Source organism: Nonomuraea sp. WAC 01424 (assembly GCF_003947315.1).
Taxonomy (GTDB): Bacteria; Actinomycetota; Actinomycetes; order Streptosporangiales; family Streptosporangiaceae; genus Nonomuraea; species Nonomuraea spiralis.
This window is the reverse complement of record NZ_QHHZ01000002.1, coordinates 1-13,937: the sequence shown is the minus strand read 5'-3', so window position 1 is coordinate 13,937 and position 13,937 is coordinate 1. Positions and strand designations below refer to the sequence as shown.

The 13,937-nt window shown below is 73.8% G+C and carries 10 protein-coding genes; 5 read left to right on the top strand and 5 right to left on the bottom strand.

From position 1 onward, the window contains the following. The first annotated feature begins 84 nt into the window (after positions 1–84). From DMB42_RS05340 to DMB42_RS05325, 4 genes are all read left to right on the top strand, one after another. Positions 85–1,479 carry an FAD-binding oxidoreductase gene (locus tag DMB42_RS05340; protein ID WP_125631282.1) on the top strand — a complete coding sequence of 465 codons (1,395 nt, stop codon included), beginning with the start codon at positions 85–87 and terminating at the stop codon, positions 1,477–1,479. 58 nt (positions 1,480–1,537) lie between these two features. After that, complete coding sequence (locus DMB42_RS05335; protein ID WP_125631280.1) at positions 1,538–2,410, top strand: alpha/beta hydrolase; 873 nt, start codon at positions 1,538–1,540, stop codon at positions 2,408–2,410. 58 nt (positions 2,411–2,468) lie between these two features. Further along, complete coding sequence (locus DMB42_RS05330; RefSeq protein ID WP_125631278.1) at positions 2,469–3,413, top strand: NADPH:quinone oxidoreductase family protein; 945 nt, start codon at positions 2,469–2,471, stop codon at positions 3,411–3,413. A gap of 93 nt (positions 3,414–3,506) precedes the next feature. Further along, positions 3,507–4,397 (top strand): serine hydrolase, encoded by an 891-nt coding sequence (locus DMB42_RS05325; RefSeq protein WP_185844477.1) that lies wholly within the window; start codon positions 3,507–3,509, stop codon positions 4,395–4,397. A gap of 10 nt (positions 4,398–4,407) precedes the next feature. On the opposite strand, the gene DMB42_RS05320 is transcribed toward DMB42_RS05325, so the two are convergent. Further along, the gene (locus tag DMB42_RS05320; protein ID WP_125631274.1) at positions 4,408–6,948 is read right to left on the bottom strand and encodes a PEP/pyruvate-binding domain-containing protein; all 2,541 of its coding nucleotides are present in this window, start codon (positions 6,946–6,948) and stop codon (positions 4,408–4,410) included. A gap of 233 nt (positions 6,949–7,181) precedes the next feature. On the opposite strand from DMB42_RS05320, the gene DMB42_RS05315 reads away from it, so the two are divergent. Continuing rightward, a complete protein-coding gene (locus DMB42_RS05315; RefSeq protein WP_125631272.1) occupies positions 7,182–8,420 on the top strand; it encodes an MFS transporter in 1,239 nt (412 codons plus the stop codon). On the opposite strand, the gene DMB42_RS05310 is transcribed toward DMB42_RS05315, so the two are convergent. The 4 genes from DMB42_RS05310 to DMB42_RS05295 are packed head-to-tail and all read right to left on the bottom strand — an operon-like array spanning position 8,389 to position 13,844. After that, positions 8,389–9,894, bottom strand: coding sequence for a DHA2 family efflux MFS transporter permease subunit (locus tag DMB42_RS05310; RefSeq protein WP_125631270.1), 1,506 nt, complete (start codon positions 9,892–9,894; stop codon positions 8,389–8,391). The genes DMB42_RS05315 and DMB42_RS05310 overlap by 32 nt on opposite strands. 35 nt (positions 9,895–9,929) lie before the next feature. After that, entirely contained in the window at positions 9,930–12,776 is a 2,847-nt protein-coding gene (locus DMB42_RS05305; protein WP_125631268.1) for a BTAD domain-containing putative transcriptional regulator, read from the bottom strand. A gap of 7 nt (positions 12,777–12,783) precedes the next feature. Beyond that, positions 12,784–13,530 carry an isocitrate lyase/phosphoenolpyruvate mutase family protein gene (locus DMB42_RS05300; protein WP_125631266.1) on the bottom strand — a complete coding sequence of 249 codons (747 nt, stop codon included), beginning with the start codon at positions 13,528–13,530 and terminating at the stop codon, positions 12,784–12,786. Beyond that, positions 13,527–13,844, bottom strand: a complete 318-nt coding sequence (locus tag DMB42_RS05295; RefSeq protein ID WP_125631264.1) for a hypothetical protein — start codon at positions 13,842–13,844, stop codon at positions 13,527–13,529. The genes DMB42_RS05300 and DMB42_RS05295 overlap by 4 nt, the downstream gene beginning before the upstream one ends. Between the last annotated feature and the right edge of the window lie 93 nt (positions 13,845–13,937).

Genomic DNA, 13,937 nt, shown 5'->3' with positions numbered 1-13,937 from the left:
AACCCGCGCGTGATCACATCACCCCTTTGGATCCCGCAATCAAAACAATGAACAATCTAAGAACTTCGTAGGGAAGTGGGATTTGTGGATCCGCTGAAGGCGCTGGCTGACGCGGAGCGCAAGCCGTACTGGCTGGACAGTCCGGCCAGACCCGAGCCGCGCGCGCGGCTCATCGGAAACACCGACGCCGACCTGGTCGTCGTCGGCGGAGGCTTCTCGGGGCTGTGGACGGCCCTGATGGCCAAGGAACGTGACCCTTCGCTGGACGTCGTCCTGCTCGAAGGGCGCAGGATCGGCTGGGCGGCCACGGGCCGCAACGGCGGGTTCTGCATGGCGACCCTCACCCATGGCCTGGCCAACGGCCTGGAGCGGTGGCCGGAGGAGATCGGCCGCCTCGAACGCATGGGCGTGGACAACCTCGACGAGATCGAGCGCACGCTGGAGCGCCACGGCATCGACTGCTCCTTCGAGCGCACCGGCGAGCTGCACGTGGCCACCGAGCCGTGGCAGCTCGACTCGCTGAGCGAGCATCTCGACCTGATCTCCGAGCTGGGGCTCGACTACGTGCCGATGGACGAGCGGCAGGTGCGGGCCGAGGTCAACTCGCCGACCTACCTGGGCGGCCTGTGGGAACGCAGCGGCTGCGCCATGCTCGACCCGGCGCGGCTGGCCTGGGGGTTGCGCGATGCGTGCCTGCGGCTCGGCGTACGGGTCTTCGAGCGCAGTCCGGTGCGTTCGCTGAGCGACGACGGCACGACGATCACCCTGCGCACCCCGTACGGGTCCGTGGGGGCGCGCCGGGTGGCGCTGGGCACGGGGGTCTTCCCGCCCCTGCTGCGCAGGCTCAAGCACTTCGTCGTCCCGGTGTACGACTACGCCCTGATGACCGAGCCGCTGAGCGCGGCCCAGCTCGCCGAGGTGGGCTGGGGCAACCGTCAGGGCGTCGGCGACTCGGGCAACCAGTTCCACTACTACCGGCTGACCGACGACAACCGCATCCTTTGGGGCGGCTACGACGCGGTCTACTACAACGGCGGCCTGGTCAAGCCGGAGTACGAGCAGCGTGACGAGACCTTCGTCAAGCTCGCCGAGCACTTCGCCACCACCTTCCCGCAGTTGTCCGGGGTGCGGTTCACGCACCGCTGGGGCGGCGTGATCGACACCTGCAGCCGCTTCAGCGCCTTCTACGGCACGGCGCACGGCGGCCGGCTGCTCGACGCCGTCGGCTACACCGGCATGGGCGTCGGGGCCACCAGGTTCGGCGCGAACGTCATGCTGGATCTGCTGTCCGGCGAGGCCACCGAGCGGACCGAGCTGCGGATGGTCAAGGAGAAGCCGATCCCGTTCCCGCCCGAACCGGTCCGGTCGGGGGTGATCCAGTTCACCCGGTGGTCGATCGCGCAGGCCGACCAGCATCAGGGCAAGCGCAACCTGTGGTTGCGCACGCTCGACAGGATGGGCCTCGGGTTCGACTCCTGATCGGTGTCACGAGGGGGCGCCGGGCCCGTCGCCGCGGGCCTGGCGCACACTTGTGGCCATGAGGATCGAGTTCGTGGCCGACGGCGTACCCCTGGTCGGCGACCTCCGTGTTCCCGAGGGCGCGGGCCCCTGGCCTGGGCTGGTGCTCACCGGGCCGTTCACCGGGGTGCGCGACCAGGTCACGGGGCTCTACGCCGACCGGCTGACCGGGCGCGGGTACGCGACGCTGGCCTTCGACCACCGCAACTGGGGCGAGTCCGGCGGCCAGCCGCGCGGCCAGGAGGACCCGCAGGGCAAGCTGTACGACCTGCGCGCCGCGGTGTCGCTGCTGCGCTCGCGGCCCGAGGTGGACGCCGGCCGCGTCGGTGTGGTCGGGATCTGCCTGGGCGCCGGGTACGCGCTGAGGTTCGCCGCCTTCGACCCCCGCGTACGGGTGTTCGCGGGCATCGCCGGGGCCTACAACAACCCGTACACGATGCGGTCGGGCATGGACTACCAGGGGGCGCTGGCCGGGCTCACCGCCGTGCTGGAGCGGCAGGACCTGGGCGGCCCGATCGAGTACGTGCCCGCCGTGGCCGAGGAGGGCGAGGCGGCGATGCCGGGCGACGAGCCGTACGCCTACTACGGCACCGAGCGCGGCGCGTCCGCCCACTGGCGGAACCAGGTGACGCGGGCGAGCGTGCGCGAGCTGATCACCATGGACAACATGACGGGCGCCGACTTCCTGTCGCCGAAGCCCGCCCTGATCGTGCACGGCGTGATCGACAGGTTCTGCTCGCCGGAGGGGGCCGAGGAGGCGTTCAAGCGGCTCGACCAGCCGAAGAGGCTCGTCTGGGTGGACGCCAAGCAGCACATCGACCTCTACGACCGCGAGCCGTACGTGTCGCAGGCCGTGGACGCGACCGCGGACTTCCTCGGCGAGCACCTCTGACGGGCCGCCGGAACCCCTGACGTTACGCTGGATGGGTTCGCGCTGATCGGGGGGATTCATGCGTGCCATCCAGTTTGCCCGTTTCGGCGGGCCCGAGGTGCTAGAAGAGGCCGAGGTGCCCGACCCGGTCGTGGGTCCGGGGCAGGTGATGGTCGACGTCGAGGCCGCGGGGATGAACTTCGCCGACGTACGGCAGATCTCCGGCCACTACTCGGCCCCGGACGCCCTGCCGCACATCCCGGGCAACGAGGTCATCGGGCGTGACCCCCGGGGGCGGCGGGTGATGGGCTTCACCGCCAACGGCTACGCCTCCAGGGCCGTCCTCGACGAGGCCGAGGTCGTGGTCGTGCCCGACTCGCTGCGGCCCGGCGAGGCGCTGGCGCTGCTCGTGCAGGGGCTCACCGCCTGGCACCTGCTGCGCTCGTCGGCGCGGCTCAGGGAGGGGGAGAGCGTCGTCGTGCACTCCGGCGCGGGCGGTGTGGGCAGCCTGGCCGTGCAGCTCGCCAAGGTGTTCGGCGCCGGGCGGGTGATCGCCACCGCCTCCGGCCAGGACAAACGCTCGCTCGCCCGCGACCTGGGCGCGGACGCCGCCGTGGACGGCTCGGCCGACGGTTACACCGAGCGCGTCATCGAGGCCAACGGCAACCTGCCGGTGGACATCGTGCTCGACGCCGTGGGCGGGGAGGTCTTCGACGCGGCGCTGACCGTGCTGGCCCCCTTCGGGCGGCTGGTGACGTACGGGTCGTCGTCGGGCGAGCCGGCCCGGCCGGTCGATCCGGGCCGGCTCACCGCGGGCAACCTGGCCGTACTCGGGTTCTGGCTGCGTCCGCTGCGGGTGCGGCCGGAGATGATCGGGCCCGCGCTGGGCGAGCTGCTCACGCTCACCGCGACCGGCCGGATCAGGCCGCTGGCGGGTGGCGAGTACCCGCTGGCGGAGGCGGCGCGGGCCGTGGCGGACCTGGCGGGGCGGCGTACGGTGGGAAAGGTCGTTCTGCTGCCCTGACGGGCAGGGTGTGACAGATGCCGCCACTGGGCAGGAGGTGAGCAAAACCCCCGAGAGGTGATGATCACGGGGGTTTTGCGTGTGTGGTGGAGATTGCTGGCTGTCGCGGCGGTCTGGGCATTCGCGGGCGGTTGCGCGGACGAGCGCTCGCCCGTGTTGCCGGAGGTGGTGAAGGCCCCGGCGAAGATCGCCCGATGCGTCCTGACACTTCAGGACGCGAGGGCCGGGGACGTGGCCCGTGAGCGGCTCCAGCGCGACATCGACCAGTACGTGTCCGGGCGCCCCGGCCGGGTGGCCTACAGCTTCCTGGAGCTCAACAGCGGCGTCGGCTTCGGCCACGCCGAGCACCAGCACGACATGATCACCGCCAGCGGCGCCAAGGTGGACATCCTCACCGCGCTCATGCTCGACCGCGACCGCCTCCACGAGGACGAACGCGACCTGGCCGAACGCATGATCATCGAGAGCGACAACGGCGCCGCCGACGCGCTGTGGGGCCGGGTGGGCGGCGCGATGAGCGGCGTCTACCAGCGCCTCGGCCTGAACGAGACCGCCCCGGGGCCCGGCATGTACTGGGGCGGCACCAGCACCAGCCCCGCCGACCGCATCCGCCTGCTGAAGGTGCTGGTGAACGGCGGCAAAGGGCTCTCGGACGGCGACCGCGCCCTCGTGCTCGGCCTGATGGGCCGGGTGGTGAAGGACCAGTCGTGGGGCGTCAGCGCGGCCGCCCGGCCGGGGGACCGGGTGGCGTTGAAGAACGGCTGGACGCCGCGCCCGTTCATCCACAACACGTGGGCCGTGACCAGCTACGGCCGCGTCGTCGGGCCGGGGCGCGACCTGCTGCTGGCCGTTCAGACCGACCAGCAGCCGGGGGAGGGGCCGGGCATCGAGACCATCGAGCGGGTGGCCAGGATGATCGGCTCGCGGTTCGACGAGCTGTCCCCGACGACGACCCGGTCCTGTCCGAAAAACCCGGTCGCCTGAGCTGCCCGTGTCAGGCGACCGTGCCCGCGGTGCCGTCCACGGTGACGGTCTGGCCCGTACGGATGCGCTCGACCGCGTGCGGGACGCCGACGACGGCCGGGATGCCGTACTCGCGGGCCACCACCGCGCCGTGCGAGTTGGACCCGCCCATCTCCATGACCAGCCCGCCCGCGGTCAGGAACAGCGGCGTCCAGCCCGGATCGGTGGACGGGCACACCAGGATCTCGCCGGGCTCCAGATGCGCGCCCACCGGGTCGAGCACGACCCTGGCCACGCCGGTGACCGCGCCGGGCGAGGCGGGCGAGCCGGTCAGCGCGCCCTCGGCCGCCCCGCCGGAGGCGACGGCCTCGGGCTCGGTGCCGTCCGAGAGCAGCACCCGCGGCACGTGCCTGCGGCGCAGCTCCCGCTCGTGCACCTCACGCCGTTCGGCGACCCGTCCGCGCAGGTCCTGGCCGGACTTGGCCTCCGCCAGCGTCAGGAAGAACACGTCGCCGGACGCGTCGAGCAGCCCCCGGCCGACCAGCTCGCGGCCCACGTCGAGCAACTGGGCGCGCAGCGCCGCGAAGATCCGCACGATGAGGAACTTCGGCAGCTCCCGCACCCCCACCAGCTCCCTGGCCCGGCCGAGCGCGAAGCGCACCACCCGGCCGCGCAGGCCGCCCACGCGGCCGGCCAGCTCCTCGATCATGGCCTCGGCCTCGGCCACGCCCCTGGCGAACAGCACGTCGGGGGCCAGGGCCGGGTCCTCCAGGCGCAGGTAGTTGGCGAGCATGCCGATGACGTGCGTGGGGTCCTCCGACCAGCGGGGGAGGCCGAGGTCGATCTCGGCGACCGCGCGGTGGCCGTACTCGTCGAGGAAGTCGCGTACGGGGGCGGGCAGGGGCTCGCGGGCCAGGCGGGCGGGCGGCTCGGACAGGAAACGGGCCGCCACCGCCGGGTCCCGGCGCAGGCGTTGCGCGAGCGCCCACAGCGCGAGGTCCATCTCGGTGGTCACGTTCCTGGGCGCGCCGCGCAGGACGGTCTGCAGCTCGCCGGGTGCGACCCTGCCCTTCAGCAGGCGGGCGGCCAGCAGCAGCATGGGCACCGCGGCGGCGGCCACCGGGAAGGCCCGCGGCGCGATCGGCACGACCTGGCCGATCAGCGCCCTGGCCACGTGGTCCACGCGCTCGGTCAGGCTCGCGCCGGTGGGCGGGGCCAGCCGGGCGAGGTGGGCGTCGGCCTGCCTGCGTACGCGCCGCTCGGCGCCCGCCGGGTCGGCGAGCGCCCGGACGAACGTGACCGGCACGCCGTGTCGCAGCGTGATCGCGGCCACCCGGCGGGCGAAGGGCCACACCGAGCGCCGGGTGACGCTGAGCCGCGGGTCGTCGAACAGGCCGCGCAGGACCCGGGCGGACCTGGCCTCCATGACGTCGAACACGCGCGGCACGACCGCCCGGCCGACCCGGCTCCGCAGCACGCCCGTGACGTCGATGAACAGCCGCCCGCCCGCCGCGGCGAAGGCGGGCGCCCCGGCCAGCGGCGCGGCGACGGGGAAGCCGAACAGGCCGGACACCCCGGCGGACACCGCCCGCGCCGCCGCCAGCCCCATCGGCGTGAACGGCCTGAAGACGCCCTGGGCGACGCTGAAGCAGAAGTAGGCCCGCAGCCCCTCGCCGCGATGCCCGCCGGGCACCGGGAACAGGGTGGTGATCGGCCTGGCCTGGGTCAGCCACAGCTTCCCGGCCTGGTCGAAGGCCCATTCGAGGTCCTGCGGCGCGCCGTAGAGCTCCTCGACCCGCGCGCCGAGCGCGGCCAGCTCGCGCAGCTCGCCGTCGGTCAGGCACGGCTCCCCGGAGGCGGCGGCCCGCTCGTGGACGACGCCGCCGCCCGGCACGGGACGGACGGCCAGGAGCTTGTCGCCGGGCCGCCGTTCCAGGACGGGGCCGCTGTCGGGATCGACCACGAAATGGTCGGGGTTGACCGCCCCCGACACCACGGACTCGCCCAGGCCGGGGGCGGCGTCGATGACCGCCTGCCGGCGCCGACCGGTGACCGGGTTCGCGGTGAACATGACGCCCGCGGTCCGCGACTCCACCATGCGCTGGACGACCACGGCCAGGCTGACCGTCCGGTGGTCGATGCCGTTGGACTCGCGGTAGGCGACCGCCCGGTCGGTCCACAACGAGGCCCAGCACCGGCGTACGGCGTCGAGCACGGCCTCGGGGCCGACCACGTTGAGGAAGGTGTCCTGCTGGCCGGCGAAGCTGGCGTACGGCAGGTCCTCGGCGGTGGCCGACGAGCGGACCGCGACCGGGCCGCCGGGAAGGGCCTCGACCACGGCCCGCGCGAGGGCGGCGGGGATCGTGGCGTCGAGGATGTGCTTGCGGGCCACCGCCGGGTCCGTCACGTCGCCGAGCCCGGCGGTGATCGCGCGGTACGCCTCCGTGGTGACGCAGAAGCCCGGCGGGACGGGCAGCCCCGCCCTGGTGAGCACGCCGAGGTTGACCGCCTTGCCGCCGGCCGGCGCGAGCATCGAGCCATCGATGTCAGGAAATTTCAGGATCGCGTCCATGTGCACTGCCTCCATCCACACTCCGACGGTAAATCTCAACGGCGTTGAAGTCAACGACAAATGAATTAAGTCGACCGTTTCCTGCAATAGGATCGGCTCTTGTCGCGTTTGACTGAAGTGAACTGATTGACCGCTCGGCGGCCGGCGCCCGCCGGTATCTACCCCGGTCGAAGCCCACCTCCGACGGTGTGCTCCCCCGGGAGAGGACTCCGTCATGATCTGGACGGAGACCCTTGAAGTCCTACCTCCACGTGCTGGCCACGCCAGGAGCCTGGCGGTTCCTGGTGCCCGCGCTGCTGGCCCGCGTGCCGTTCGCGATGACCCAGATGGGCATCCTGCTGCTGGTCCAATGGTCCACCGGCTCCTACGGCGCGGCCGGGATCACCGCCGCCGCCACCGCCGTCTCCCAGGCCCTCGTCGGCCCTCAGACCGGCCGCCTGGCCGACCGCCACGGCCAGGCCCGCGTGCTGCTGCCGCAGGTGGCCGTGCACGCCCTGGCCATGGGCGGCCTGCTGGCCCTGGCCGCCGCGCACGCGCACCTCGGGCTGCTGGTCGCCGTGGCCGTCCTCGTCGGCGCGTCCGGGCCGCAGGTCGGTTCGATGGTCCGGGCCCGCTGGGCGCACCGGCTCGGCGGCACCGGCCGGCTGAACACCGCGTTCGCGGTCGAGTCGATCACCGACGAGCTGACGTTCACGCTGGCCCCGGTGTTGCTGGTGGGGTTGTCCACGGCGTACTCGCCGGTGGTCGCGCTGCTCGGCGGGCTCGTGCTGATCCTGGTCGGCACGGTGATCTTCGCCGCCGTCCGGACGGACGTGCCCGAACCGGCGCCGGTCCGGGTCGCCGCCTCCAAGGGCGTGCTGCGGCGGCGTGGCGTGGCGCTGCTGGCCGCCGCGTTCCTGGCCATGGGCTCGGTCTTCGGCAGCCTCCAGGTCGGCGTCACCTCGCTCACCACCGCCCTGCACGCGCCCGCGTCCGCCGGTCCCGTTTACGGCGTGTTCTCCGCCGCCAGCATGCTCAGCCGCCTGCTGTACGGCGCCGTCCGCTGGCGGCCCACCGCCCGCGTCCGGCTGGCCGCCGGGCTGGCCCTGCTGGCGGTCGCGACCAGCGCGTTCACGCTCGCCGGCGCGGTCCCCCACCTGTACGTCGCCGCCGCCCTGGCCGGCCTGGTGATCGCCCCCGTGGTGATCACCGGCTACACCCTCGTCGAGGGCCTGGTCGCGGCGGAGGTCCGTACGGAGGCGTTCACCTGGCTGAACGGCGGCATCGCCCTCGGCATCGCCGCCGGATCGTCGGTCGCGGGCCAGCTCGTGGACCACTTCGGCGCCTCCCTGGCGTTCGTGGTCGCGCCGGTGGCCACCGGCCTGGCCGCAATCCTCGTACTGGCCAGGATCGGCAGCCTGCGCCCGCGGCCCGCCGCGCCCGCGCCGGGCGTGCCGTCGCTCACGGGTGAACCGGCGACTCTTCCCGGATGACCTTCGGCACCCCGCGCAGCCCCGCCAGCGCCAGCACCGCCACCACGGCCAGCAGCACGGCCGTGACCAGTGTCGTCACGTGCATGCCGGACATGAACGCGGTCCGCGCCGCCCGCATCAGCTCGCCGGCCGCCTCCGGGGGCAGGCCGGCCGCCGTGCGGGTGGCCCCCGCGATCGACTCCCGCGCGGCCTCCCCTGGCACCCCGGCGGGCAGGCGCAGGTTCGCCTGGTAGACGCTGTTCAGCACCGTGCCCAGGATCGCGATGCCGAGCGCCCCGCCCAGCTCGAACGCCGTCTCCGACACCGCGGCCGCCGCCCCCGCCCGCTCCTTGGGCGCGGTGGCCAGGACGTTGTCGTTGTTCACGGTGAACGTGAGCCCGACCCCGAGCCCGCCCACCAGCATGACGGGCAGCAGGGTGAGGTAGTCCAGTTCGGTGCCCAGGGTGCTGTACCAGGCGAACGCGCCCGAGTTCAGCGCCAGGCCGAGCGCGACCACGCCGTTCCGGCCGAGCGGGCCGATGAGCCGGGCCGCCAGCACCCCGCCCACCGCGCCGCTCAGACCGCCGGGGATCTGCGCCAGCCCCGCCTGCAAGGGGGACCAGCCCAGGACGAGCTGGAGGTACCAGGCGAACAGCAGGCTCATGGCCGACAACGCGAAGATCGCCAGCAGGTTCGTGCCCACGGACGCGCTGAAGGCCCGCCGCCGGAACAGCCGTACGTCGATCAGCGGGTCGGCCAGCCGCGTCTGCCGCCGTACGAACAGCCCGAGGCACACCACGCCCGCCACGGCCGCCACGAGCACGTCGGCCTGCGCCGGACCCGTGCGGGCGGCCTCCTTGACCGCGTAGACGGCCGTCACGATCCCGGCGAAGGACAGGACCACGCTGGGCACGTCGAGGCGGCCGGGGGCCGGGTCGCGCGACTCCGGCAGCACCAGGAATCCGGCGACGAGCACCAGCACCATGATCGGCACGTTGACGAGGAACACCGACCCCCACCAGAAGTGGTCCAGCAGCACACCCCCGACGACCGGCCCCAGCGCGAACCCGGCCGCGCTCATCCCGCTCCAGATCCCGATCGCGGCGGTGCGCTCGCCCGGATCGGTGAACACGTTCCTGACGATCGACAGCGTGGACGGCATGATCATCGCGCCCGCCACGCCCAGGAGCGTCCTGGCCGCGATCAGCAGCTCGGGGTTCGGGGCGTAGGCGGTCACCACCGAGGCGAGGCCGAAGCCGGCCGCGCCGATCAGCAGCAGCCGCTTGCGGCCCACCCGGTCGCCCAGGTTGCCCATGGTGACGAGGAGACCGGCCAGGGCGAAGCCGTAGATGTCGCCGATCCAGAGCAGTTGTGTGGAGTTCGCGCCGAGGTCGGCGACCAGCCGGGGCAGCGCCAGGTGCAGGACGGTGAGGTCTATCGAGAGCAGCAGCGTGGCCAGGCAGGCGACGGCCAGGCACGCCCATTTGTTCGTCATGCCGTCCACGGTCGCGGGGGCGGCTGACGGCGCGCCTACCGTCCGCTGACCGCCCTGTCGCGGGTGGCGTCGATGCGCTTGCGGATGTCCTCGGTGCTGTACCAGTCGTCGGGGCACTCAGCGCGGGCCTGGGCCAGCAGGGACAGCGCGACGTCGCGTTCGCCCTCCGCCAGTGCCACCTCGGCCAGCCCGAGGTGCGCCCAGGCCAGCATGTCCATGGAACCCACCCGGCGGGCCAGCTCGGCCGCCTCCTCGTAGTCGGCCCGCGCGCCCAGCGGCTCACCCATGCCGAGCAGCGCCTCGGCGCGCCGGCACAGGGCCTCGGCCATCTCCGCCCGTACGCCGAGCTCGCGGGCCACCGTCAGCGCCTCGTCCGACAGCGCGTACGCGGCCGCGTAGTCGCCCTGCTCGGAGGCCAGCGAGCCGAGCCCCGACAACACCAGCACCGCCCCCCACCGCTCGCCGATCTCCCGGAACGTGGCCAGACTGCGCCGGAAGGAGGCCACCGACTCCTCGACCCGGCCCAGGATCTGCAGCACGAACCCCGCCCCGCTGTACGACAACGCCCGCTGCCAGGGCGGCAGGCCGTCGATGTGCTCCAGCAGCTGGTGGTAGATCTCCTCGACGTCGCCCGGCGGCCCGGTGAACATCGAGCGCATCATCATCAGGAACTCCACCCGCTCCGGCAGGTGGGTCACCGGCAGCAGCTCGCGCACCTCCGCCAGCCGTTCGCGCAACTCCTCGTCGGCCACGCCCGTCCACGCGCTGACGAGCACGCACATGACGTACTCCTCCTCCATGCCGGGAGGGCAGGCGCCGCCGGTCCTGGCCAGCAGCCCGGCGGCCAGGTTCGCGCTGGTGCCTCGGTGGCCGCGCATCCACCAGTAGCAGGAGCTGTGCGCCAGCAGCAGCAGGCCGGTCTCCAGCTGCCCGGACTCGGTCGCCCAGCGTACGGCGGCGTCGAGGTCGTCGCTCTCGGCGTCCAGCCGGGCCAGCCAGTCGAGCTGGTCACCGGTCCGCAGCAGCGGGTCGGCGGTCAGGACCAGGTCGAGGTAGTAGGTGGTGTGGGCGTCCCGGACGGCGGTGGTCTCGCCGGACTCGGCCAGGCGTTCGGCGCAGAACTCCCGGATCGTGTCGAGCATGCGGTACCGGCCACCGACGTGTTCCACCAGCGACTTCTCCGCCAGCGAGAACAGCACCTCCTCCGGCAGCCCGCACACCCGCTCGGCCGCCCGCGGCGTGGCGCCGCCCACGAACACGCTCAGGCGTCTGGCCAGGCGCTGCTCGCCGTCGTCCAGCAGGTCCCAGCTCCACGCCACGACCGCGTGGAGCGTCTGGTGCCGGGGCAACGCCGTACGGCTGCCCCGGGTCAGCAGCCGGAACCGGTCGTCCAGGCGGGCCGCGACGTCGGCGACCGACAGCGTACGGAGGCGGGCCGCGGCCAGCTCGATGGCCAGCGGCAGCCCGTCGAGCGCCCGGCAGATGCGCACCACCTGCGCGGCGTTGCCGGCCTCCACGGCGAAGCCGGGCCGGACGGCGGCGGCCCGGTCGGCGAACAGCCGCACAGCCGCGTACGCCAGCGGGTCGTCCGGCTCGGGCGGCGGCAGGCGCAGCGGGGACACCGGCAGGATCGACTCCCCGGTGATGCCCAGCGCCTCGCGGCTGGTGGCCAGCACCCGCAGCCCCGGGCAGGAGGCCAGCAGCGTGTCGGCGAGGTCGGCCGCGGCGCCGACCAGATGCTCGCAGTTGTCCAGGACGAGCAGCAGGTCGCGTTCGGCCAGCACGGTGCCCAGCCGGGTGACGGGGTCGAGCGCGGGCCGCTGGGGCGCGTGCAGCAGGGCGTCGCGGATGTCGAGCGCGACCAGCACCGCGCCGGGCAGGCCCGCCGCGTCGGCCACCGGGGCGAGGGGCACGAAGCACACGTCGCCCGGCTCCTGGCCGGCCGCCTCCTGGGCGAGCCTGGTCTTGCCCGCGCCGCCCGGCCCGATCAGCGTGACGAGCCTGCTGCCCCGCAGCCGCGCGCCCACCTGCGCCAGCTCCTCCGCCCGGCCCACGAAACTGGTGAGCTGCGCCCGCAATCCCTGCTTGAGCCCCGGCTGCCCGCCGGTCGCCCCCACTGCTTTCGCCGGCGCGGTCGTCCCGGCCGCCTCGCCGAGGGCCGGGTCGGCGCGGAGCACGGCCAGGTGGGCGGCGGCCAGTTCGGCGCCCGGCTCGACGCCCAGCTCGTGGTCGAGCAGCCGCCGCGCCTCGCCGTAGACGGCCAGGGCCTCGGCCTGCCGGCCGCTGCCGTACAGGGCGCGCATGAGCTGGGCGCGCAGGCGTTCGCGCAGTGGATGGGCGGCGGTGAGCCGGCGCAGCTCGGCGACCAGGTCGCGGTGCCGGCCGAGTTCCAGGTCGGCCTGGATGCGGTCCTCGGTGGCCGCCAGCCGCAGCTCCTCCAGCCCGGCCGCGGCGGACCCGGCGTGCGGCGCGTCGGCGAGCGGCGCGCCCCGCCACAACTCCAGGGCCTCGCCCAGCAGCGCCGCCGCCCGTCCGGCGTCCCCATCCGCCAGCGCCCGTCGCCCGGCCGCGGCCAGGAGCTCGAACCTGCGCGCGTCCACGTCCTGCGGGTCGGCGACCAGGCGGTAGCCCGCCGGGTGGAACTCGACCAGGTCCCGGCCGAGCGCCCGGCGCAGCCTGGAGACCTGGGACTGCAGCGCGTTGGCCACGCCGTCCGGCGGGTGGGGGCCGTACAGGCCGTCCACGAGCTGGTCGGCGCCGACCACGCGGCCGGCGTGCAGGGCCAGCAGGGTGAGCAGGGCGCGCACCCGCGGCCCGCCGAGCGCCACCGGTGCGGCGTTCTCGCCCAGCACGCTGGTGGGACCGAGGATCTCGAAGCGCATGCCCTGATTATCGGGCCTGCGGGAGGATCGCGGTGATTTCTCCGTACGTCGGCAGCGCCGGGGCCTCCTTGCCCTGCGCGCTCAGCATGGCGGCCAGGGCGCCCTGGAGGGCCGCGCGGTAGAGCAGCGAGCCGGTGCTCACCCGCGCGACCCCGGCCCCGGCGAGCTGGTCGAGCGTGGGCCCGGCCGGCTGGTAGAGCACGTTGACCGGCAGCGGCGTACGCGCGACCACCTCGGCGATCTCCGCCAGGTCCGACAACCCGGGGACGAAGATGCCGTCGGCCTCCCCGTAGGCGTCCACCCGTTCCCGCCAGTCGCCGGTCCCGAGCCAGTGGGTGTCGGTACGGGCGTTGACGAACACGCCATGGCCCTTGGCCGCCTCGATGATCCGCCGGTGCAGCTCGACCGGGCGCAGCGTGCCGTCGGGACGGCCGTCCTCCAGGTTGACGCCCGCCACCCCGAGCGCGGCCAGGCCCGCCACCAGGTCCGACACCTCGGCCGGGTCGTCGCTGAACCCGCCCTCGATGTCCACCGTGACCAGTACGCCCAGATCCTTGACCGTCTCGGCCAGCTCGATCGTCTCGGCCTTCGTCGCGCCGGCGGCGTCCGGCTTGCCGTGCACGGCGGACACGCCGAGGCTGGTCGTGCCGATCGCCGGGAAGCCGTGCGCGGCGAGGAACGCGGCCGAGCCGTAGTCCCAGGCGTTGGGCAGCAGCAGCGGGTCGCCCGGCCGGTGCAGGTCGTGGAAGTTCATCGGCCGGTCCCTCCGAGGAGCGTGTCGAGCACGCCCGCGGCCAGTGCGAGCGCGTGGGCGGGGGCGGGGCAGGGGCGCAGGCCGTCCCCGAAGGTCAGGTGGGGGGCCGGGCCGCGGGTGACGTCGAAGCGGGCCGGGTCGGGGAACACCTCGGGATCGCGATTGGCCGCGACCAGGTCGATCGTGACCTCTTCGCCGGTCCTGGTGTCGAGCCTGCGGGCGGCCTTGAGCGGCGGGTCCTGCCTGAGCGTCTCGTGCAGCACCGCCTCGGGGTCGTCACCTAGTGAGCCGGTCGCGAGTATCCGGGACGCCACATGAGGTGTGTCTCGTTTCAGATTGTCCGTGAAGTGGTGACGGTCTCTGGCGGCTGAGGTCTGCTGGAGAGATGGCAGACAGCAGACTCGAGC